The organism is Geodermatophilus sp. SYSU D00705, assembly GCF_054050135.1.
Genome location: NZ_JBJGYT010000025.1, coordinates 17,035 through 37,336, shown reverse-complemented (window position 1 = coordinate 37,336; position 20,302 = coordinate 17,035). Strand labels below are relative to the sequence as shown.

The 20,302-nt window shown below is 73.2% G+C and carries 18 protein-coding genes; 9 read left to right on the top strand and 9 right to left on the bottom strand.

The window, feature by feature from the left end:
• Positions 1 to 42: 42 nt before the first annotated feature.
• The gene (locus ACI78Q_RS17605) at positions 43 to 186 is read right to left on the bottom strand and encodes a hypothetical protein (protein WP_456924711.1); all 144 of its coding nucleotides are present in this window, start codon (positions 184 to 186) and stop codon (positions 43 to 45) included.
• 152 nt (positions 187 to 338) lie between these two features.
• On the opposite strand from ACI78Q_RS17605, the gene ACI78Q_RS17600 reads away from it, so the two are divergent.
• Both ACI78Q_RS17600 and ACI78Q_RS17595 read left to right on the top strand, forming a co-directional pair.
• Positions 339 to 545 carry a DUF2191 domain-containing protein gene (locus ACI78Q_RS17600; protein WP_456924710.1) on the top strand — a complete coding sequence of 69 codons (207 nt, stop codon included), beginning with the start codon at positions 339 to 341 and terminating at the stop codon, positions 543 to 545.
• Positions 542 to 958, top strand: coding sequence for a PIN domain-containing protein (locus ACI78Q_RS17595; RefSeq protein WP_456924709.1), 417 nt, complete (start codon positions 542 to 544; stop codon positions 956 to 958). Before ACI78Q_RS17600 ends, ACI78Q_RS17595 begins: the two co-directional genes overlap by 4 nt.
• A gap of 119 nt (positions 959 to 1,077) precedes the next feature.
• Here ACI78Q_RS17595 and katG read toward each other — a convergent pair whose 3' ends face one another.
• The 4 genes from katG to ACI78Q_RS17575 form a co-directional block, all read right to left on the bottom strand.
• The gene (katG, locus tag ACI78Q_RS17590) at positions 1,078 to 3,297 is read right to left on the bottom strand and encodes a catalase/peroxidase HPI (RefSeq protein WP_456924708.1); all 2,220 of its coding nucleotides are present in this window, start codon (positions 3,295 to 3,297) and stop codon (positions 1,078 to 1,080) included.
• A complete protein-coding gene (locus ACI78Q_RS17585) occupies positions 3,294 to 3,761 on the bottom strand; it encodes a Fur family transcriptional regulator (RefSeq protein ID WP_456924707.1) in 468 nt (155 codons plus the stop codon). Before ACI78Q_RS17585 ends, katG begins: the two co-directional genes overlap by 4 nt.
• A gap of 128 nt (positions 3,762 to 3,889) precedes the next feature.
• The gene (locus ACI78Q_RS17580) at positions 3,890 to 4,429 is read right to left on the bottom strand and encodes a hypothetical protein (RefSeq protein WP_456924705.1); all 540 of its coding nucleotides are present in this window, start codon (positions 4,427 to 4,429) and stop codon (positions 3,890 to 3,892) included.
• A 643-nt stretch (positions 4,430 to 5,072) separates the two neighbouring features.
• Positions 5,073 to 5,897: an MOSC domain-containing protein gene (locus tag ACI78Q_RS17575; protein ID WP_456924704.1), complete on the bottom strand. Its 825-nt coding sequence runs from the start codon at positions 5,895 to 5,897 to the stop codon at positions 5,073 to 5,075.
• A 153-nt stretch (positions 5,898 to 6,050) separates the two neighbouring features.
• Between ACI78Q_RS17575 and ppk2 the strand changes: the two genes are divergently transcribed.
• A complete protein-coding gene (gene ppk2, locus ACI78Q_RS17570) occupies positions 6,051 to 6,887 on the top strand; it encodes a polyphosphate kinase 2 (RefSeq protein ID WP_456924703.1) in 837 nt (278 codons plus the stop codon).
• 76 nt (positions 6,888 to 6,963) lie between these two features.
• Here the strand turns inward: ppk2 and ACI78Q_RS17565 are convergent, their stop codons facing one another.
• Positions 6,964 to 7,761 (bottom strand): MerR family transcriptional regulator, encoded by a 798-nt coding sequence (locus ACI78Q_RS17565; RefSeq protein ID WP_456924701.1) that lies wholly within the window; start codon positions 7,759 to 7,761, stop codon positions 6,964 to 6,966.
• A 78-nt stretch (positions 7,762 to 7,839) separates the two neighbouring features.
• On the opposite strand from ACI78Q_RS17565, the gene ACI78Q_RS17560 reads away from it, so the two are divergent.
• Positions 7,840 to 8,193 carry a nuclear transport factor 2 family protein gene (locus ACI78Q_RS17560; protein ID WP_456924700.1) on the top strand — a complete coding sequence of 118 codons (354 nt, stop codon included), beginning with the start codon at positions 7,840 to 7,842 and terminating at the stop codon, positions 8,191 to 8,193.
• Positions 8,194 to 8,437: 244 nt separating this feature from the next.
• Here ACI78Q_RS17560 and ACI78Q_RS17555 read toward each other — a convergent pair whose 3' ends face one another.
• On the bottom strand, positions 8,438 to 9,196 hold the full coding sequence (locus tag ACI78Q_RS17555) for a hypothetical protein (protein WP_456924698.1): 759 nt from the start codon (positions 9,194 to 9,196) through the stop codon (positions 8,438 to 8,440).
• Between the two features lie 268 nt (positions 9,197 to 9,464).
• On the opposite strand from ACI78Q_RS17555, the gene ACI78Q_RS17550 reads away from it, so the two are divergent.
• Together ACI78Q_RS17550 and ACI78Q_RS17545 are read left to right on the top strand one after the other, a co-directional pair.
• Positions 9,465 to 11,399: a sensor histidine kinase gene (locus ACI78Q_RS17550; protein ID WP_456924696.1), complete on the top strand. Its 1,935-nt coding sequence runs from the start codon at positions 9,465 to 9,467 to the stop codon at positions 11,397 to 11,399.
• Positions 11,396 to 12,052 (top strand): response regulator, encoded by a 657-nt coding sequence (locus ACI78Q_RS17545; RefSeq protein WP_456924695.1) that lies wholly within the window; start codon positions 11,396 to 11,398, stop codon positions 12,050 to 12,052. Before ACI78Q_RS17550 ends, ACI78Q_RS17545 begins: the two co-directional genes overlap by 4 nt.
• A gap of 158 nt (positions 12,053 to 12,210) precedes the next feature.
• Here ACI78Q_RS17545 and ACI78Q_RS17540 read toward each other — a convergent pair whose 3' ends face one another.
• Positions 12,211 to 13,170, bottom strand: a complete 960-nt coding sequence (locus tag ACI78Q_RS17540) for a radical SAM protein (RefSeq protein ID WP_456924694.1) — start codon at positions 13,168 to 13,170, stop codon at positions 12,211 to 12,213.
• Between the two features lie 287 nt (positions 13,171 to 13,457).
• Between ACI78Q_RS17540 and ACI78Q_RS17535 the strand changes: the two genes are divergently transcribed.
• Positions 13,458 to 15,791: a glycoside hydrolase family 65 protein gene (locus ACI78Q_RS17535; protein ID WP_456924693.1), complete on the top strand. Its 2,334-nt coding sequence runs from the start codon at positions 13,458 to 13,460 to the stop codon at positions 15,789 to 15,791.
• A 333-nt stretch (positions 15,792 to 16,124) separates the two neighbouring features.
• Here the strand turns inward: ACI78Q_RS17535 and glgC are convergent, their stop codons facing one another.
• Complete coding sequence (gene glgC, locus ACI78Q_RS17530; protein ID WP_456924692.1) at positions 16,125 to 17,363, bottom strand: glucose-1-phosphate adenylyltransferase; 1,239 nt, start codon at positions 17,361 to 17,363, stop codon at positions 16,125 to 16,127.
• A 337-nt stretch (positions 17,364 to 17,700) separates the two neighbouring features.
• Between glgC and ACI78Q_RS17525 the strand changes: the two genes are divergently transcribed.
• Positions 17,701 to 18,645 carry an ROK family glucokinase gene (locus ACI78Q_RS17525; protein ID WP_456924691.1) on the top strand — a complete coding sequence of 315 codons (945 nt, stop codon included), beginning with the start codon at positions 17,701 to 17,703 and terminating at the stop codon, positions 18,643 to 18,645.
• Between the two features lie 92 nt (positions 18,646 to 18,737).
• Positions 18,738 to 20,213, top strand: a complete 1,476-nt coding sequence (locus tag ACI78Q_RS17520; protein WP_456924690.1) for a sugar porter family MFS transporter — start codon at positions 18,738 to 18,740, stop codon at positions 20,211 to 20,213.
• The last annotated feature ends 89 nt before the right edge of the window (positions 20,214 to 20,302 follow it).

Here is a 20,302-nt window from a genome sequence, read left to right as displayed (position 1 = left end):
CCGGGCGGCGTGGGTGCGGTGCGTCCTCGCCCGCGGGGGCCGTCAGGCCGTGCCGCGCCGGGGGTGCATCAGCCGCTCCATCTCCGTGGCGGCCCGCTGCTCGTTCCTGCGTTCCCTGCGCTTGGCCTTGACGGCCTTGCCCGACTTCTTCGCGGCGTGGTTGTCGTGGGGCGACTTGTCGGCCATGGGAGTGCTCCCTCGTCGACGGCCGGGACCGCTCCTCCCTACCGCTCCTCGTCGCGACGCGCCAGGGTCCGCAGCGTCCCGTTCGACTCCGATGCGAGACCGGTGCCTATACTCCGAGACGAACAGGTATATACCCGATCGGGGGCAGCGCGGTGACGAAGCGGTTGATCGACCTCGACGACGAGTTGCTGGCCCGGGCGCAGCGCGAACTGCACACCAGCGGCATCTCGGACACGGTCCGGGCAGCGTTGCAGCAGGCCGCGAGCGCGGCCGCACGGGCCCGGCAGGTGCGCTGGCTGCGGGAGGGCGGCCTGGAGGAGATGGCCGCTCCCGCTCAGCGGGCAGACGTGTGGCGGTGATCGCCCGCTTCCTGATCGACACCAGCGCGGCGGCCCGGATGCGGCTGCCCGTCGTCGCGGAGCGGTTGGAGCCACTCATCACCGGCGGCCTGGTGGCCACCTGCGCGCCCCTGGACGCCGAGGCGCTCTTCAGTGCCCGCAGCCCGGGGGAGTACGAGGAGATCCGCGCCGACCGCCGCGCCGCCTACGAGTACCTGCCCACCGACGACGAGCACTGGCAGCGCGCGTTCGACGCGCAACGAGGGCTGGCCCGCACCGGACGACACCGGGCGGTGGGCATCGCCGACCTGCTGACCGCCGTCCTCGCGGCCGAGCACGGGATGACCGTCCTGCACTACGACGCGGACTTCGAGATCGCCGCCGACGTGCTGGACTTCGCCCACCGGTGGGTCCTGCCGCGGGGGAGCCTGTAGCCGCGCGGCACCCGCGGCGTGTGTCGCGTTCGTGCCGGCCCCGTCCGCGGGTACCCGGGTCCCACGGACGCGCGAACGCCCCGGCCCGCGGTGCGGGCCGGGGCGTCCGAGCGGGGGGACTACTTCACGTCGAAGCGGTCGAGCTCCATGACCTTGACCCACGCCGAGACGAAGTCCTGCACGAACTTCTCCTTCGCGTCGTCGGCCGAGTAGACCTCGACGATGCCGCGCAGGATCGAGTTGGAGTTGAAGACCAGGTCGGCCGCGGTGGCCGTGCGCACGACGTTGCCGTCGGCGTCCAGCCCCTCGTAGACCCCCTCGGCCTCGACCGCGGTCCGCCAGGAGATGCCCAGGTCCAGCAGGTTGCGGAAGAAGTCCTGCGACAGCACGCCCGGGCGGTCGGTGAAGACGCCGTGCTGCACGCCGCCGGTGTTGGCGCCGAGGACGCGCAGGCCACCGACGAGGAGCGTCATCTCCTTGGCGGTGAGCTCCAGCATGTACGCCCGGTCGATCAGGAGCGTCTCCGGCTGGAGCTTGCTCCCGGGCGCGATCCAGTTGCGGAAGCCGTCGGCCCGCGGCTCGAGCCAGCGGAAGTTGTCGACGTCGGTCTGCTCCTGCGAGGCGTCGGTGCGACCCGGGGTGAAGGGCACGGTCACCGTCACGCCGGCGTCCGCGGCGGCCTTCTCCACCGCCGCGCTGCCCCCGAGCACGATGAGGTCGGCCAGCGAGACCTTCATGCCGGTCTGCTGCTCGAACTCGCCCTTGACCCGCTCGAGGACCGGCAGCACGTCCCGGACGCCCTCGTTGGCCGCCCAGCCGATCTGCGGCTCCAGGCGCAGCCGGGCGCCGTTGGCGCCGCCGCGCTTGTCCGTGCCGCGGTAGGAGGCGGCGGCGGACCAGGCCGTGTGCACCAGCTGCGAGACGGTCAGCCCGGAGGCGAGCAGCCGCTGCTTGAGGTCGGCGATCTCCGCCTCGCCCACGAGCTCGTGGTCGACGGCCGGGACCGGGTCCTGCCAGATGAGGTCCTCGGCCGGCACGTCCGGGCCGAGGTAGCGGACCTTCGGGCCCATGTCGCGGTGCAGCAGCTTGAACCAGGCGCGGGCGTACTGGTCGGCGAAGTACTCCGGGTCGTTGCGGAAGCGCTCGGCGTACGCGCGCAGCTCCGGGTCGACCTTGAGCGCCATGTCCGCCGTGGACATCATCGGCGGGTTCTTCTTGCCCTCGATGTGCGCGTCGGGGACGAGCTCCTGCGCCTCGGGGTTGGACGGCTGCCACTGCTTGGCGCCGGCCGGGCTCTCGACGAGCTCCCAGTCGTAGCCGAACAGGGTCTCCCAGTAGGAGTTGTCCCACGTGGTGGGCGTCGGGGTCCAGGCGCCCTCGAGGCCGCTGGTGATGGTGTCGGCGCCCTTGCCGGTGCCGTGCTGGCTGATCCAGCCGAGCCCGTTGCCGTGGACCGGGCAGCCCTCCGGCTCGGGGCCGACGAGCTCGGGGTTGCCGGCGCCGTGGGTCTTGCCGAAGGTGTGGCCACCGCCGATCAGGGCGACGGTCTCCTCGTCGGTCATGCCCATCCGGCGGAAGGTCACCTTGATGTCGTGGGCCGAGGCGAGCGGGTCGGGCTGACCCTTCGGGCCCTCGGGGTTGACGTAGATCAGCCCCATGGTCACGTTCGCCAGCGGGCCCTCGTCCAGGTCGAGCGGCTCGTCGCCGGCGTAGCGCTCGTCACCGAGCCAGGTGTCCTCCGGACCCCAGAAGATCTCGCCGGGCTGCCAGTTGTCCTGGCGGCCGAAGGCGAAGCCGAAGGTCGGCAGGCCCATGTCGTCGTGCGCGACGTTGCCGGCGAGGAGGAGCAGGTCGGCCCAGGACAGCTTGCGGCCGTACTTCTGCTTGACCGGCAGCAGCAGGCGGCGGGCCTTGTCCAGGTTCGCGTTGTCCGGCCAGCTGTTGAGCGGGGCGAAGCGCTGCCCGCCCTCGCCGCCCCCGCCGCGGCCGTCGGCGATGCGGTAGGTGCCGGCGGCGTGCCAGGACATGCGGATGAACAGCGGGCCGTAGTGGCCCCAGTCGGCCGGCCACCAGTCCTGCGAGGTGCGCATGACCTCGACGATGTCGCGCTTGACCGCCTCGACGTCGAGCGTGGCGACCTCGGTCCGGTAGTCGAAGTCCGCGCCGAGCGGGTCGGAGTCCTTGGAGGGCTTGTTCAGCACCGACAGGTCGACCTGGTTTGGCCACCAGTCCCGGTTGCTCTGCGGCCGCCGGTTGGTGACCTGGGTCGGCGAGGGGATCGCCGGGTTCTCGCTCTCGCTGGTGCTCTCGCTCTGGTTCTTGTCGATCTCGTTGGTCACGACGTACCTCTCTGTGTGGTGCGGGGTGAGGGGGCGGGAGCAGGGCCGGCTGCACAGGACGCGCAGCGTCCCCAGAACACGACCTCAGCCTCGTCGATGACGAAGCCGGCGTCGGCGGAGGGGGTCAGGCAGGGTGCGGCGCCGATCGCGCAGTCGACGTCGACGATCGCGCCGCACTCGCGGCAGACGAGGTGGTGGTGGTTGTCGCCGACACGGGCCTCGTAGCGGGCATCGGAGCCCTCCGGCTGGATGCGCCGCACGAGGCCGGTGCCCACGAGCGCCTGCAGCACGTCGTACACCGCCTGGTGCGACACCGCACCGAGGCGGGCACGCGCCGCGGTGATCAGCGACTTGGTGTCGAGGTGCGGCTGCGCGTGGACGGCGTCCAGCACGGCGAGGCGCGGTCGGGTCACCCGCAGACCGGCCGCGCGCAGGGTGCGCTCGAGGTCTGCGGTGTCCGGCACGAGGCCATCTTGGCGCCTCTTCCTTGACCGAGTCAAGAAACGGCGCCGCCGTGGTCGGCCGTGTGGCCCCGCCATCGCTCCGCGGTGCTCCGGTGTCTCCGGCGCCGCCCGCGGGCGAGGACCGCCGGTCAGGACCCGCGGGTGCGTGCCGCGGCTGTGTCACCACGCCCGGTGGGCGGGACGGTCCGGCACTCCGGAGGATCCGGCGGGACGACGGCACCGATCGCTGCGGCCAGGGTGCCCCTGAGCGCGGCGTCACGCCGTGGCCCGGCGAGCCCTGCCAACGCGCCGACCGACACCTCCAGGCGACGGCGGCCGGTCCCCAGCCGGTACAGGGGATCCAGCAGCCGGGCCAGCCCGGCGCGCGCTCCGCTGCCGGTGACGCGGGCGCACCGCCGCTCGGCGCGGTCGAGGTGCCGGTCCAGGGCTCCCGGGTCCGCCGCTGCCGCCCGGGCAGCCCGCACGGTGGCGCGGACGACGGCGGCGGTCCGGCGGGCGTCGGCGGAGGGGCCCGTCGCAGCCAGGGCTGGGGCGAAGGCCGCGAGCAGCGGCCGGCCGTCGTCGCTGGTGGCGTCGTTCACCAGCCGGGCCAGTGCGGCCAGCGTGGGGTCGGTGCAGCGCGGGTGGTCGCCGAAGGCCGTCCCGGCGAGGACGGAGACGTACTCCATGAGACAGGCGCCGTCCTCCGGTGACAGGTGACACCCCGCCTGGAGCTGAGGGAGCCCGTCGGGTACGACGGGGCGATCCGTCCTTCTCGTCATCGGACCACCACCAGTTCAGGTCGTGAGGACGACCGCACGTCCGGAGCCGCGGCGCGGCCCCGATGTGTCGGGATGCCGGCGTGCACAGCCTTCCCCGGTGCGTCCGGTCGCACGTCCCCCGCGCCGGATGAGTCCCGACCGTGGCCGCTCGGACGGCCGCCGGGAGCTGCCGCACGGCCGGGGTCCCGGGTGAGCCGGTCGTTCCACGGATCCGCCGTCGTGGGCTCGAGAGAGCCGCTCGTCCTCACCGGGTGCTGTGCCCCGTCCGGCGATCGCCACCCTGCAGGCCCTGGGGTGCAGGGCCCGTCCGGCGCGGCGCGGGAGCCCCGGGCGTCCGGGAGGAGTGCGTGATGGGGGTCGCCGTCCTCTCCGGCCGGACCGGGACCTGATCGTCGCCTGAGGTCGGTGCCGCCGACGCGGGCGCCCGACGTCGGCACTCCCCGTGGGGCGGACGGCCGCGATCGTGGCCGGTCCCCTGCGTGGGCAGGAGGTCGGTCACCCGCGGGAGAGGGCTTCGCGATCGCGAGGCGGGAGGCGTCCGGGCGATCGATCAGGTGCCGACGGACGCCTCCGCCGCGAGCAGCTCGACGGGGTCACCGACGTGAACCGGCCCCGGCTGCTCGATCGTGGCGTACACGCCGAAGACGACCTTGCCGCCGTCCGGGAGGTGGGCGACCGGCGTGGTGAGGTCTGCGGCCAGCTCGCCGCGGTAGCGCGCGATGGCCTTGAGGGTGCTGAAGTCCACCACTCCGCTGTCGGGGTTCTCGTTGGTGACCACGCAGCGGGGGACGGGGCCGACCACCCGCACCGTGGCGCCTCCCAGCCGGACACGTCGGCCGGCCCAGGTGTCCTCCTCGTGCACCCCGCACCCGTCGACCTCGACCAGCATGCGGAACCGCCGGTGGTCCAGGCGCTCGCCGCCGGGGGCCACGCTGCGCAGGTGCTCGATGGTGGCCGCGGAGACCAGGGTCACCGGGTGCACGTCGACCGCGGCACCGGGGGTGTCGGCGGCCACCAGGTGGACCGGCGCGCCGACGAACTCGGTCAGCGCCGACGACCACGGGCCGGTCACCAGGCGACCGGCGACGTCGCGCCCGTAGAAGTCGGTGACGATCGCCTCGCCCAGCTCGGTCGTCCCCCGCACCGGCTCACGCCCGGGGATCTGCAGGGACAGCTCCCGGCGCTGGTCGTCGTACTGAGCGGTGAGCCGGACCAACGGTCCGTGGTGCTTGCCGTTGAACAGCCGGCCCCGGGCGTCGACGAGGTGGAAGCGCCGGTTGTCCTCGACGCCGTTCCCGGTGAACACCAGGCTGGTCGGGTGGTGCAGGGCGGTGCCCTTGACGGGGGTCGTCGAGAAGCGCGAGACGACGGGCATGGGTCTCCATCCGGTCGGGGTGGCGGCACCGAGCGTAAGGAGCGGGGAGTGGAGCCGCGCGACGCCCCGGTCCCCAGCGGTGCCGGGCACGCGGAGGACCGCACCCGGGCCGGAGGCGTTGATGCGCCGACCCGCGGGGAGGACGCTCCAGCCATGACGACTGCCAAGGAGAAGGCGTCGGTCGAGGAGGCTCCGCGGTCGACCGCCCGAGTGAGCACCAAGTACTACGAGCGCGAGCTGGTCCGGCTGCAGGTGGAGCTGGTCAAGCAGCAGGAGTTCATCCGGGCCGAGGGCCTGCGGGTGGTCCTGGTCTTCGAAGGCCGCGACGCCGCCGGCAAGGGAGGGGCGATCCAGCGCATCACCGAGCCGCTCAACCCCCGCTACGCCCGGGTGGTCGCCCTCCCCGCGCCGACCGACCGCGAGCGGGGGCAGTGGTACTTCCAGCGCTACGTGCCCCACCTGCCGGCCCGCGGTGAGATGGTCCTGTTCGACCGCTCCTGGTACAACTGCGCCGGCGTGGAGCGGGTCATGGGCTTCTGCACCGACGAGGAGTACTGGGAGTTCCTGCGTTCCTGCCCGGAGTTCGAGCGGATGCTGGTCCGCAGCGGCATCCAGCTGGTCAAGTACTGGTTCTCGGTCAGCGACTCCGAGCAGGAGCGGCGTTTCCAGCAGCGCCTGACCGACCCGACGAAGCGCTGGAAGCTCAGTCCGATGGACCTCGAGGCGCGCAACCGCTGGGTGGACTTCTCCCGCGCGAAGGACGCGATGCTGGCGGCCACGGACATCCCCGAGGCGCCGTGGTGGGTGGTGGAGGCCGAGGTCAAGAAGCGTGCCCGGCTCAACGTGATCAACCACCTGCTCGCGCAGGTGCCGTACGAGGACCTCACCCCCGAGCCGCCCCGACTGCCGCCCCGGCCACCGGTGCGCTCCGACTACGTCCGGCCGCCCAAGGAGAGCCAGCACTTCGTGCCCGACGTCGTCCCCGGCTGATCGACCGCCCGCCGCCGGCAGCACTGGCTCGGCGGCTGACCGTCGACCGAGCGCTCCCGCCCGTGCTGCCGGTGGCTCACCGCGGGGCCACCCGGAAGACGGGCCAGCCGATCTCGGTGCGCCAGGCGGCCGGGTCGCTCGTGTCGCGGGGACCGACCAGGTAGGTCTCGCGCACCGGCCCCGCGACGGCGAGTGCGTTGGCCACCACCCAGGCGCCGAGTTCCCCGTAGGTGACGTCGATGTCGTCGTGCTGCCCGACGTGGGTGGTGACGGCCAACTCGACGGCCGGCAGGGTCACGGGGTGGACCCGCCCGCTGCGCGGCGGCTCCGGCGTCGGCAGGTACAGGAGCAGGTGTCCCCGGCCGGCCTCGAACAGCGCGTTGTCGTACAGGCCGCCCGGGACGCCGGTCGGTCCGACGACCGCCGCATCGAGCTCGGCCATGGCGCCGGAGTACCAGGCGAGCACGTCCTCGTGGTCGACGTCGTCCTCGACGGCGGCCACCGTGCTCGCCGGCACCGCGCGGAGCTCGACGTCCAGGGGAGGGGGTTCCGGCTGCAGCAGGCGGCGCAGGGACGCCACGGCGGCGCGGGTCCGGTCCAGCTCCGACTCGAGGCGCGCCAGGTGCTCGGCCACGAGCGCGCCGCGGGCGCTCGGGTCGGGGAGGCGGAGGAAACGCTGGACGTCGGGCAGCGGGACGTCGAGCGTGCGCAGGCGGTGGATGACCTGGGCGGTCGGGATCTGGTCCGCGCTGTAGTAGCGGTAACCGCTCGCGGGGTCCACGGTCGCGGGCTCGAGCAGCCCGGCGTCGTGGTAGCGGCGGAGCGTGCGCACGCTCAGATGGGTCAGCCTGGAGAACTCGCCGATCGCCAGCACGCGAGCACTGTGCACCCTCTCCCCGGGGGAGGGTCCAGTGCTTGACCCTCCCGGTGCGGGAGGCCGCACCGTCGGGACATGACCACACCGACCAGCATCCAGCCCAGCGAGCTCCCTGCCACGCTCCGCGACTTCCTCGACGCCCACGCGGCCCGCGACGTCGACGCCGCCATCCGCGCCTTCACCCCTGCGGCCGTGGTCGTCGACCAGGGTCAGACCTTCCGGGGGAGCGGCGAGGTCCTCGACTTCCTGCGCAACGCCGGAGCCGAGTTCACGTACACGACCGAACTCGTCGGCGCACAGCGCGTCGACGGGACACGGTGGGTGGCCGTCAACCGCCTGGAAGGGGACTTCCCCGGCGGCGTCGCGGAGCTGCAGTACCGCTTCGCGCTGGACGGCGGCCTCATCGCCGAGCTGGTCATCGCCCCCTGAGCGGGAGGCCTCCCGCGCGCCGCAGTCTCCCGGCTGCGGCGTCGGACCGGGGCCCGCCCCGTCGCGAGACGCCATCGGGCGGGACGGGCCCCGCACCCGGTCCCGGAGCCAGGATGCCCGCGCTCGAGGCAACGGCGACGGTGCTGCCCACATGCCCCCAGCTGACCGGCAGCCGATGGGGGACCGACGAGGTGGGACCCGCGGCGAGCGCCGCGGGTCCCGTCCCTCGTATCTGCGGTCCAGGTCAGCTGCGGGCGGTCAGCGCCAGCCGGGCGAGCGGGATCAGGGCCACACCCTGCACGAGCGCCCCGACGACGCTCACGGCGTTCGGGAACTCGCCGCTGGCGAGCACGAAGCCGACGACGGTCACGACCGGAGGCCACCAGCCGATCTCTCGGCGCGAGCGGTGCATGGCCACGGCGAGCGCGACGGTGCCGAGGATGGCGCACACGAGCAGCAGCCCGACCGGGTTGATGATCGCCTCCTGCAGGCGGATGAAGGCGGCGACACCGCCGGGCAGGACCGTGCCGTCCTCGACCAGAGCGAGCGCGGCCAGCCGCAGGCCCACGAACACGCCTCCGCCGATCGCACCCAGCGTGAGCAGTGCCGCGGACACCGCCGAGACGATCGGCGCGGTCCGCCGGAGCGTGACCGCAGCGAGCGCCCCGATCGCCACCATCGACGTCATCGCGACGCTGTAGGACACCGTCGACGCCATCATCGCGCCGCTGTCGGATGCGACGGCCGTCAGGTACACCGCGGCGTCCTGGCGCGGCAGGCCGGCGCTGTTGAGCGCGTACTGCAGGGCCAGCGCGACGGGGGACACGAGAGCGGCGCCGGCGAGGGCGCCTCGCCGCCACCTCGGGGCCCGGTGTGCGCGTCCGGCGGTCGTGGCGTCGGCGGCCGCCCCGTCACCGGTGAGGACCGCGTGGTCGGGTGCGGTGAAGTCGGAGCTCATCCGGATCTCGGTCGTGGGGGCAGGCGTGCTGGTGTGCTGCGTCATGGGAGTCCTCCGCGTCGTCTCGGCGGCGGGGGTGCCGCGGGAGCCGACCGAAGACTCACGGCGGCGACGTCCTGCCGTCATCGGACGCCGGTCCCGATCGGGTGGCAGGACCGTCGTCCCTGCCGCCCGGGACGCCGTCTGCTGAGAACATCCGGTCATGCACCCGGGCTCCCCGAACGGCGGTCACCGTGGACGTCGGTCGCGCTGGCCGGCGACGGCCGGTGGCGCAGCGTGCGTCGGGCTGGCCCTCGCCACCCTGCTGCTCCAGGTGGTTCCGTCGGACGGGCCGGAGTACTCCGCGGGTGGCGCGTTGCGCGGCGTGATCGCCGGCATCGCGTACGGCACGCTCGGTGCTGTGGTCGCGGCGCGGGTGCCGCGCACGCCCGTCGGCTGGCTGATGATCGGCGTCGGTCTGAGCAACGCGGTCTCGTCGTTCAGCGGGTCGCTGGCGCACCTGCTGCTCACCGGGGCTCCCGGTCACGAGGTGGGGGCGGCGCTGTACTGGATCGCCACGTTCACGTGGGTGCCCGGGTACACGCTCGTCCCTTCGGTGCTCCTGCTGTTCCTGCCGTCCCCGCGATGGCGCTGGGTGGCCCGGGTCGCCGTGGTGGCCACGGTGACGGCCACGACGGCCTGGGCCGTGACGCCGTACGGGCAGCGGGACATCGCGCCGCCGGCGTCCTACGGGCCGATCGAGAACCCGGTGGGCGTCGACGGCGCGTGGACCGTGGTGAGCGCGACCCTGCCGGTCGTGGTGCTCGGTGCGCTGCTCGGCGTCGCGTCGCTCGCGGTCCGCCTGCGGCGCAGCTCGGAGCGGGAGCGGGACCACGTCCTCCTCGTGGCCGCCGGCGCGCTCGCGACCCTGGCGCTGCTCGTCGCGGGGTGGGTCCTGCCGGTCGCGTCGGCTGCGTTCGTCGCCGCGGCGATGGTGCCGCTGCCCGCCGCCGTCACCTACGCGATGGTGCGCCGCCGGCTGTGGGACGTCGACGTCGTGGTGAACCGTGCGCTCGTGTACGGGGCGTTGACCGTGCTGACCCTGGCGGCGTACGGCGGGCTGCTGGCGGTGCTGACCGGAGCGGCGCAGCGGGTGACCGATGACTGGGACCTGCTGCTGTTCGTCCTCGCGGCGATGGCGGTGCAGCCGCTGAAGGACCGCGTGCAGCGGGCGGTGAACCGGCTGCTGTACGGCCAGGCCGACGAGCCGTACGCGGGGCTGACGCGGCTGGGCGAGCGACTGGCGACGGCGACCTCGCCCAGCACGGTCCTGCCGACCGTCGTGGAGGTGGTCGCGCGCACGCTGCTCCTCCCGTATGCCGAGCTGCGCGTCGCCCAGCACGGTGCGGTGGTGCACGGACGGCGCGACCCGCAGGCGGAGACCCTGACCGTGCCGCTCGTCTACTCGGGGCGTTCGGTCGGCGAGCTCGTCGTCGCCGTGCCGGCGGGCGGGCTCGGCGAGCGCGGGCTCCGGCTGCTGGAGGAGCTGGCCCGCCACACCGCGGTGGCGGCGCACGCCACACGGCTGCAGGCGGAGCTGCACCGCTCCCGGGAGCACATCGTGACGTCGCGGGAGGAGGAACGCCGGCGGCTACGGCACGACCTGCACGACGACCTGGGGCCCGGCCTGGCCGCCACGGCGATGCAGCTGGACGTGGCCGCCGACCTCGTGCACACCGATCCCGATCGAGCCGCGGCGGTCCTGGAGGCCGCTGCGGAGTACCTGCGGGACAGCGTCGCCGACGTCCGGCGCATCGTGGACGACCTGCGGCCGGCGGCCCTCGACGACCTCGGCCTGCTCTCGGCGGTGGAGGAGCTGGCGGAGCGGCTGCGCACCGGCGGCATCGCCGTGACCGTCACCGAACAAGGCCGGCTGACCGGGTTGTCGGCGGCGGCCGAGGTGGCGGCTTACCGGATCACCGCGGAGGCGCTGGCCAACGTGGCGAAGCACTCCGGGGCGCGGCGCGTCGACGTCCGAGTCGGTTCCGACGATGGCACGGTCACCGTGCGGGTGGCCGACGACGGCGTCGGGCTGCCCGTGCAGGCGACGGCGGGGGTGGGTCTCACCTCGATGCACCAACGCGCCACCGAGCTGGGCGGGACGTGCACGGTCACCGGCAGCAGCGACGGGACGACGGTCGTGGCGACCCTGCCGGCGGACCTGCCGGCGCAGCCGTCCCCGGAGCGGCTCGCGGACGTGGCGACGTGACGAGGCAACTGTCGGTCCTCGTCGCGGACGACCATCCGATGTTCCGGGAAGGCATCGCCGCGCTCGTCGACGCGCTGCCGTGGGCACGCGTCGTCGCCCAGGCGGCGGACGGTGACGAGGCGGTCGCGCTGGCCGTCGCCGAGCGGCCCGACGTCGTCCTCATGGATCTGCACATGCCGGGCACCAACGGGCTCGACGCGATCCGGACCCTGGCAGCCGAGCTCCCCTCGGCGGCCTGCCTGGTGCTCACGATGGTGGAGAACCACGACACGGTCGCGGCGGCGCTCCGCGCGGGCGCGCGCGGATACCTGCTCAAGGGGGCGAGCCGGCAGGAGATCACGCGCGCCCTCGAGGCCGTCGGGCACGGCGAGGTCATCCTCGGCGCGGCGGTCGGTCCGGCCGTGCTCACCCGGCTCATGACCCGCACCGCGCGGTTGACGCCGTTCCCGCAGCTGACCGAGCGCGAGAACGAGGTGCTCGACCTGGTCGCCCGCGGCCTGAGCAACGGAGAGATCGCCCGCCGCCTGTACCTGTCGGAGAAGACCGTTCGCAACGTCGTGTCGACGGTGCTCACCAAGTTGCCCGCGGAGTCCCGCCCGCAGGCGATCGCGATGGCGCGCGACGCGGGGCTGGGCGGGGCGGAGCTGCCCTGAGGGCGTGACCCGGCGGGAGCCTCGCCAGGTCGCGTGACCGGTCCCGCGGCCGGCCTGGACGGGCGGTGGAGCGACAGCGCAGACACCAGATGACGACTGCCTCCACGGCAGCCGCAGCTGGAGGTGCAGCCGCGCCGCCCGCTCGTGCCGATCAGAGGTCAGAAACGGCCGCGGTACAACGAGCAGCCGGCGCACACCGGGGGTGGGTCGTCGGTGAGCAGAGCAGTGCGGAACTCCGCATACGCTTCGCCGGTCCAGATCTCGGCGAGGTCGGCATCGGCCAGGCTCCCCATCGAGATCCGGTCATCACCCATGACCATGCAGCACGGCTGGACCGTGCCGGAGCTCGTGATGTAGGCCGCGTCCCACGGCCAGGTGCAGCCGGGCTCGCCGGGTCGCCGGACCGGCGACTGCCCGTCCGGAGCGGGTAGCCGCAGGCGCACACCGCAGCGGTCGGCCTGCTCCCGGGCCGCCGCGAAGACGGTTGCGACGTCGGCCGGAGCGACGTGCTCCAGGGACTCGGCGCGGGCGAACGCCCGGATCTCGGCGTAGCCGCCTGCCGGATCGGTGTCCCCGAAGTCGTGCGACAGACCTTGCACGTGCAGTTCGTCGATCTCCCACTCGGCGAGCAGCCGCACGAGGTCGGGCAGTTCGTGCAGGTTGCGTCGCATGGCCACGAACACCACCCGCACCCACGGCTCGTCCGACCCAGCCGCCCGCTTCGCCGCCTGCAGACCGCGCAGGTTCCGGGCGACCCTGTCGAACTCCGCCCCGGCCCGGATGTCCTCGTGGGTCTCGGCGGTGGCGCCGTCGAGGGACACGTGCAGCCAGTCCAGCCCGAGCGCGACGAGGCGTTCCGCTCGATCGCGCGTCAGCAGCATCGCGTTGCTGTTGAACCCGACCTCGATGCCCCGCTCCTTGGCATGGGCGACCATCGCCAGCAGGTGGGGCTGCAGCAGCGGCTCACCGAGCCCCTGCAGGGTCAGTCGCGCCAGCCCGGGGGTGCCGTCCACCAGTCGCCGGAACAGTTCGATGGGCATCGCGCCGTCGGCCCGGTTGACCGCCGGTCGGTAGCTGACCAGGCACATGGCGCACGACAGGTTGCACGCCGAGGTCACCTCCAACTGCAGGTGACGCGGCAGAGGAGGCGAACTGAGGGACCGGGGGGCGCTGGGCATGTCTGAGCGCCTTTCTCGCCACGAGACCGTCGACTCGGCGGTCGAAGCTACCGCTGCCTCTCCCCGGGCGCCGTGTGAACGGAGCTCACGTCCCACCACTGGCACACGACACGTGCGCACACGGCTGGGGGCACCCTCACGGATCGCGCCGCGGCGTCCGGACCGGTAGGACGGGGAGCGGGACGCCGCGGGCGGCCTGACCCATCTCCGACGAAGCGAGGGCCCACGTGACCGCCCCGAGACTGGACACCGCTCCGTGGCTGATCCGCGAGCCGCACGTGGATCCCGGGACGCTCGCCGTCACCGAGTCCCTCTTCAGCCTCTGCAACGGCTACGTCGGGATCCGGGGAACGCTCGACGAGGTCGAGCCCAGCGGCATGCGCGGCACCTACCTGTCCGGGGTCCACGAGACCCATCCGCTGTCCTATCCAGAGGGCGGCTACGGGCACCCCCAGGAGGGGCAGGCGCTGCTGACCGTCGCCGACGGCACGCCGCTGCGCCTGCTGGTCGACGGTCTCCCGCTCGACGTGCGCGAGGTCCGGCCGCAGGTCCACCAGCGCACCCTCGACCTGCGCGCCGGCACGCTCGACCGCCGCGTGCGCTGGACCGCGCTGTCGGGCACGACGATGGAGGTGTCCTCGCAGCGGCTCGTCTCCCTCGTCGAGCGGTCGGTGTGCGCGGTGCGGTACGAGGTCCGCGCGGTGGACGGGCCCGCGCACGTCGTCGTGCGGTCCGAGCTCGCCGCGGGGGAGGTGACCCCCACGGGCGTGGAGAACGACGACCCGCGCGTCGCGGAGTGCCTGGACGAGGCCTTCGAGCCGCGCGCCCTGATCCGCTCCGAGCACGGTGGCGCCCTGGTGGAGCGGACGCGTCGATCGGGCATCACGATCGCCACCGCGGTCGGCCACGAGGTCGACGGCGGGCGGGTCACCTCCTCCGTCGACGAACAGCACGTCGTCGTCACGGCCGCGGCCGACCTGCTCCCCGGGCAGAGCCTCACGATCGTCAAGGCCCTCGGGTACAGCTGGTCCTACGACGCCGGGTCCGACTCCGTCCTCGCGGAGGCCTCGGCAGCCGTGAGCTCCGCCCTCGACCTGGGGTGGGACGGCCTGCTCGCCGCCCAGCGCGCCGCGCTCGACGAGCTGTGGACGACGGCGGACGTGGAGGTCGACGGCGATCCCGAGCTCCAGCAGGCGCTGCGCTACGCCGTCTTCCAGCTGTTCTGCTCCGCCGCCTGCATCTCGCAGGCCCCCATCGGCGCCAAGGGCCTGACCGGTATGGGCTACAGCGGCCACACCTTCTGGGACGTCGAGGGGTTCGTCCTGCCCGCTCTGACGCTGCTCCGCCCGGACGCGGCGGCCCGCCTCCTGCGGTGGCGCTCCGGCACGCTCGACTCCGCCCGGGAGCGCGCCGCGACGCTGGGACTGACGGGGGCTGCCTTCGCGTGGCGCACCATCAGCGGCCCCGAGGTCTCCGCGTACTGGCCCGCGAGCACGGCGGCGATGCACGTCAACGCCGACATCTCCCGCGCCTTCTGGCTCTACCAGAACGTCACGGGCCGGGACCTCGCCTCCGTGGGAGGGCTGGCGGTGCTCGTCGAGACGGCCCGGTTGTGGATGTCGATCGGCCACGAGGACGCGGCCGGCGGCTGGCACCTGTTCGGCATGACGGGGCCGGACGAGTACACCGGGGTGGTCGACGACAACGTCTTCACCAACCTCATGGCCCGGGCCAACCTCCGGCGCGCCGCCGACGCGTGCCGGCGACACCAGGAGCGCGCCGCGGAGCTCGGGGTGGACTCCACCGAGACCTCCGCCTGGCGGGCCGCGGCGGACGCCGTGCACGTCCCGTGGGACGAGGGCCTGCGAGTGCACCCGTCGAACGCGAACTTCACCACCTACCGGGAGTGGCCGTTCGAGGACCAGCGCGACGCCTACCCGGTCCAGGAGCACCAGCACTACGCCACGTTCTACCGGCGGCAGGTGCTCAAGCAGGCCGACCTCGTGCAGGCGCTGTGGTGGTGCCGGGACGAGTTCACCGCCGAGGAGGTGGCGCGCGACCTCGACTACTACGAGGCCCGCACCGTCCGGGACTCCTCGCTCTCGGCCGCGGTCCAGGCGGTCGTGTGCGCCCAGGCGCAGCACCCCGACCTCGCCCTGCGCTACCTGCGCGAGGCCGCCCTCGTGGACCTGCGCAACATCACCGGCGGGACCGCCGACGGGCTCCACATGGCCTCCGTGGCCGGCAGCTGGCTGGCGTTCGTCGCCGGCCTGGGCGGACTGCGCGAGGACCACGAGGACCTCGAGCTGGCGCCGCTGCTGCCGGCCTCGCTCTCGCGCACCGCCTACCGCGTCACCTGGCGCGGGCGGCTGCTGCGCGTCGAGACGACCCAGGAGGGCACCACGGTCACGCTGGTCCGCGGCGAGGAGCCGGTGACCGTCGTCGTGGACGGCGTCCGGCTGTCGGTGACGGCGGCCGCACCCGTCTGCGTGCCGCTGCGTGCGCCCTCCCCGTTGCTCGACGAGCCGAGGCAGCCGGTCGGGCGGGAACCGCGCACGTGAGGGTGTGCGTCGACCGCCGGTGCCGGCTGCGCGACGACCCGCCACGCAGACGGCTGCCGGTCCACCCCGCACCGTCGGCCGGGCCGCGACCCGGCGCGGATCGAGGCCCGACGTCGAACGCGAGATCCCGTAGAGGCTGGAGCAGGCGTGCGGCGCGGTGGGACATCTGCCCGCTGCGACAGGCATCTCGAGCTCGGAGCTCACGTGCGGCTTGCGCGGCGGGACCGTGAGAAGTGTGGCTCGACCCTCCGAGAGCGGTGACGCTCAGCGACGGTCCTACTCCTTGGCAACGATCGCATGGGCGCTGTCCCGGCCGGTCACCGGCGTCCGCGGTCACTTCATGATCTCCCGTCCCTTGCCGACCACGGTGATGCCCGCCTCGGAGACGACGAGACCACGGGCGCGGTCGTCGTCCTTGTCGACGCCGATCTCGACGCCCTCGCCGATGCGGACGTTCTTGTCGACGATCGCGTCGCGCACCACGGCCCGGCGGCCGACGTGCGTGCCGTCCAGGATCACGGACCGCTCGACGGACGCCCAGCTGTGCACGACCACGCCGGGGGAGAGCACCGACTCATGGACACAGCCGCCGGAGACGATGACGCCGTTGGACACGATGCTGCTGATCGCCCGGCCGACCCGGTCGCCGTCGTCGTGCACGAACTTCGCCGGCGGCCGGGACGGGATGTGGGTCAGGATGGGCCAGCGCTCGTTGTAGAGGTCGAACGCCGGCATCGTCGCGCAGAGGTCCATGTGGGCGTCGAAGTAGGAGTCCAGCGTGCCGACGTCCCGCCAGTAGCGCTCGGTGCCGGCCTTCTCCCCGGGGACGTCGTTGGTGTTGAAGTCGTACACCTGCGCCGCACCCTGCCCGACCAGCAGCGGGACGATGTTGCCGCCCATGTCGTGCTTGCTGTCCTCGTCGCCGGCGTCCGTACGCAGGACGTCGAGCAGCGCCTCGGTGCTGAAGACGTAGTTGCCCATGGACGCGAAGGTCTCCTCGGGGCGGCCGGGCAGCGCGGGCGGATCGGCGGGCTTCTCCAGGAACGCCTCGATCCGCTGCCCGTCGTCCGCGGTCTGGATGACGCCGAAGGCAGTGGCCTCCTGGCGGGGCACGGGGATGCCGGCAACCGTCACGCCGGCGCCCCCGTCGAGGTGCTGGCGCCACATCTGCCCCGGGTCCATGCGGTACACGTGGTCGGCACCGAAGACGACGACGAGGTCGGGGCGCTCGTCGTTGATGAGGTTCAGCGACTGGAGGATCGCGTCGGCCGAGCCGGTGTACCAGCGCGGGCCGAGGCGCTGTTGCGCCGGCACCGTGGTGACGTAGTTGCCGAGCAGGTTCGACAGTCGCCACGTCGTCGTGATGTGCCGGTCGAGGCTGTGGCTCTTGTACTGCGTGAGCACAGCGATCTTGAGGATGCCGGCGTTGACGAGGTTGGACAGGGCGAAGTCGATCAGCCGGTAGAGGCCGCCGAACGGTACGGCGGGCTTTGCCCGGTCCTCGGTCAACGGCGCGAGCCGTGTGCCCGCACCACCGGCCAGCACGATCCCGAGGATCCTCGGCTGCGCCATCCCACACCTCCTGAGCCGCCCGCGAGGGGCCTCGACGACCTGTCGTCCCGTGGTGGATGACCGTGTGACCCCCGGGCCTCGAGCGTGGCCTCCTGGTGAGCCGGGTCACATCATGCTCGTAGGGGCCCGCGATCGAAACCGGAGCCGGGGACACCGGTCGGGGTGACGAGGCCGCCGTTCCAGGGCTCCGGTTGGACCACCGGACGGCGACCGGCAGCCGGAGGGACACGCTGCGCCGCCGGTCTCCCCGACCGGCTTCCGGTGGCACCGGGTGCGGGGAGGGGGCAGAGTCCACAGTGCTCTGGATCACACCGCACCCACGGACCGGGGGGCGACCATGGCACTCGCGATCGGCGTGGACATCGGCGGCACCAAGGTCGCCGCCGGCCTGGTCGACGAGCAGGGCGGCATCGTCGCCAGCGCCCGGCGTGACACACCGTCGCACGACCCGGCCATGATCGAGGAGATCATCGCCGGCGTCGTCGGGGAGCTGCAGGCATCCCACGAGGTCGAGGCCGTCGGCATCGGGGCGGCCGGGTTCGTCGACGCCGCCCGGTCCACGGTGGTCTTCGCGCCCAACCTGGCCTGGCGCGACGAGCCGCTTCGCCTGAACGTCGAGAAGCGGTGCGGGCTGCCGGTCGTCGTCGAGAACGACGCCAACGCGGCGGCCTGGGCCGAGGCCCGCTTCGGTGCAGGGCGGGGGCAGCAGTACCTCGTCGTCCTCACCGTCGGGACCGGCCTCGGCGGCGGGCTGGTCATCGGCGGGGAGCTGTACCGGGGGCGGCAGGGGATCGCCGCGGAGTTCGGGCACGTGACGGTGGAACCCGGCGGACGGCGGTGCGGCTGCGGTGGCCGTGGTTGCTGGGAGCGCTACGCCAGCGGCCGGGCGCTCATCCTCGAAGCTCAGGAGCTCGCCACGGTCTCGCCGGCCATCGCCGGTCGATTGCTGGAGCTGGCCGGTGGCCGGCCGGAGGCGATCACCGGGCTGCACGTCACGCGCGCCGCCCAGGATGGGGACGAGGCCGCGCTCGACGCGTTCCGGGTGATCGGCACCTGGCTCGGTCAGGGCATGGCCGCCCTCACCGCGGTCCTGGACCCGGAGGTGTTCGTCCTCGGCGGTGGGGTCTCCGCTGCCGGGGAGCTGCTGCGCGAGCCCGCAGAGCGGTCGCTGCACGAGCGGATCACGGTGCGCGCGTACCGGCAGGTACCGGACGTACGGCTCGCCGAGTTCGGCCCCGAGGCCGGGATCGTCGGCGCGGCCGACCTGGCACGACTCCGGTGAGGCAGGACGGAGGGAGGGGACTCGCGGGGGTGTGAGACGGCACGGCCAGGCGGCACAGGGGTGTGGCGCGCGGGACAGCGGAGGGGGATCCGGTGAGCGAGCACGGTTCGTTTGATCAGCACGCGTCCATCTACGACGAGACGGACACCGGCAGCGGTCGCAGCGCGGTGCGGATCGCCTCCGTGGCCGCGCTCGGCGGATTCCTCTTCGGCTACGACAGCGCGGTCATCAACGGTGCCGTCGCCGCCGTCGAGGACCGGTTCAACGCGGCCCCCGGCCCCCTCGGCTTCGCCGTGGCCTCGGCCCTGCTCGGCGCCGCGGCCGGCGCCCTGACCGCCGGGAGGTTCGCCGACCGCTTCGGCCGGCTGTTCACCATGAAGGTGGCCGCGGTGCTGTTCTTCGTCAGCGCGCTGGTCACCGGGTTCGCGCCCAACCTGATCGTCCTGATCATCGGTCGCATCGTCGGCGGCGTCGGCGTCGGCGTGGCCTCGGTCATCGCCCCGGCCTACATCGCGGAGGTCGCGCCGGCGCGGATCCGGGGCCGACTCGGCTCGCTGCAGCAGCTGGCCATCGTCAGCGGCATCTTCCTCTCCCTGCTGGTCGATTTCGCCTTCGCGGCCGCGGCCGGGGGCTCGCGGGAGCCGTTCTGGTTCGGTCTCGAGGCGTGGCGGTGGATGTTCCTCGCCATGGCCGTCCCGGCTGTGGCCTACGGTCTGCTCACCCTGACCATCCCCGAGTCGCCGCGCTACCTCATCGCCACGCACCGGATCCCCGAGGCGCGGCGGATCCTCAGCGCCCTGCTGGGCGAGCGCGGTCTCGACATCAAGATCAATCGGATCCGGCAGACGATGGAGCGCGAGAAGCCGCCCTCCTGGGCCGACCTGCGCGCGCCACGGAGCGGGCTGCTGCCGATCGTGTGGGTGGGCCTGGGCCTGTCGGTCTTCCAGCAGTTCGTCGGGATCAACGTGATCTTCTACTACTCGAACGTCCTGTGGGAGGCCGTCGGCTTCAGCGAGGCCGACGCCTTCGTCATCACCGTGATCACCTCCGTGGTGAACATCGCGACCACCCTGATCGCGATCGCCACGGTCGACCGCTTCGGCCGCAAGCCCCTGCTGCTCATCGGCTCGGTCGGCATGGCCGTCACGCTCGGCACCCTGACGTTCATCTTCGGGACCGCACCGCTGAACGCCGAGGGCAACCCGGTGCTCTCGGGTGCGACCGGCCCGATCGCGCTGATCGCGGCGAACCTGTTCGTCGTTGCGTTCGGCATGTCCTGGGGGCCGGTGGTGTGGGTCCTGCTCGGCGAGAAGTTCCCCAACCGGATCCGCGCCGCGGCGCTGGCCTTCGCCGCCGGCGGTCAGTGGGTGGCCAACTGGCTGATCACGGTCAGCTTCCCGGTGCTGAGCGACGCGTCCCTCGGCCTGGCCTACGGCTTCTACACCGTGTGCGCGGTGCTGTCCTTCTTCTTCGTGCTGCGCTGGGTTCGGGAGACCAAGGGCGTCGAGCTGGAGGAGATGCGCGACGACGCCGGGGCGGTCCGTGGCGGTGCTGGTCACTCCGGCTGACGACGGTTCTCACGCTCGTCCCCGCACGGCGGGCAGGTCCCTGGCCCGGCGGCGGGCCGGTTCCTAGACTCCTCCCGGAGGTCGACAGG

What these genes read in the sequence shown, in the direction of transcription:
- ACI78Q_RS17605 (WP_456924711.1), bottom strand. Translation starts at nt 186, where the DNA reads ATGGCCGACAAGTCGCCCCACGACAACCACGCCGCGAAGAAGTCGGGC.
- ACI78Q_RS17580 (WP_456924705.1), bottom strand. Translation starts at nt 4,429, where the DNA reads ATGGAGTACGTCTCCGTCCTCGCCGGGACGGCCTTCGGCGACCACCCG.
- ACI78Q_RS17575 (WP_456924704.1), bottom strand. Translation starts at nt 5,897, where the DNA reads ATGCCCGTCGTCTCGCGCTTCTCGACGACCCCCGTCAAGGGCACCGCC.
- ppk2 (WP_456924703.1), top strand. Translation starts at nt 6,051, where the DNA reads ATGACGACTGCCAAGGAGAAGGCGTCGGTCGAGGAGGCTCCGCGGTCG.
- ACI78Q_RS17560 (WP_456924700.1), top strand. Translation starts at nt 7,840, where the DNA reads ATGACCACACCGACCAGCATCCAGCCCAGCGAGCTCCCTGCCACGCTC.
- ACI78Q_RS17555 (WP_456924698.1), bottom strand. Translation starts at nt 9,196, where the DNA reads ATGACGCAGCACACCAGCACGCCTGCCCCCACGACCGAGATCCGGATG.
- glgC (WP_456924692.1), bottom strand. Translation starts at nt 17,363, where the DNA reads ATGGCGCAGCCGAGGATCCTCGGGATCGTGCTGGCCGGTGGTGCGGGC.
- ACI78Q_RS17525 (WP_456924691.1), top strand. Translation starts at nt 17,701, where the DNA reads ATGGCACTCGCGATCGGCGTGGACATCGGCGGCACCAAGGTCGCCGCC.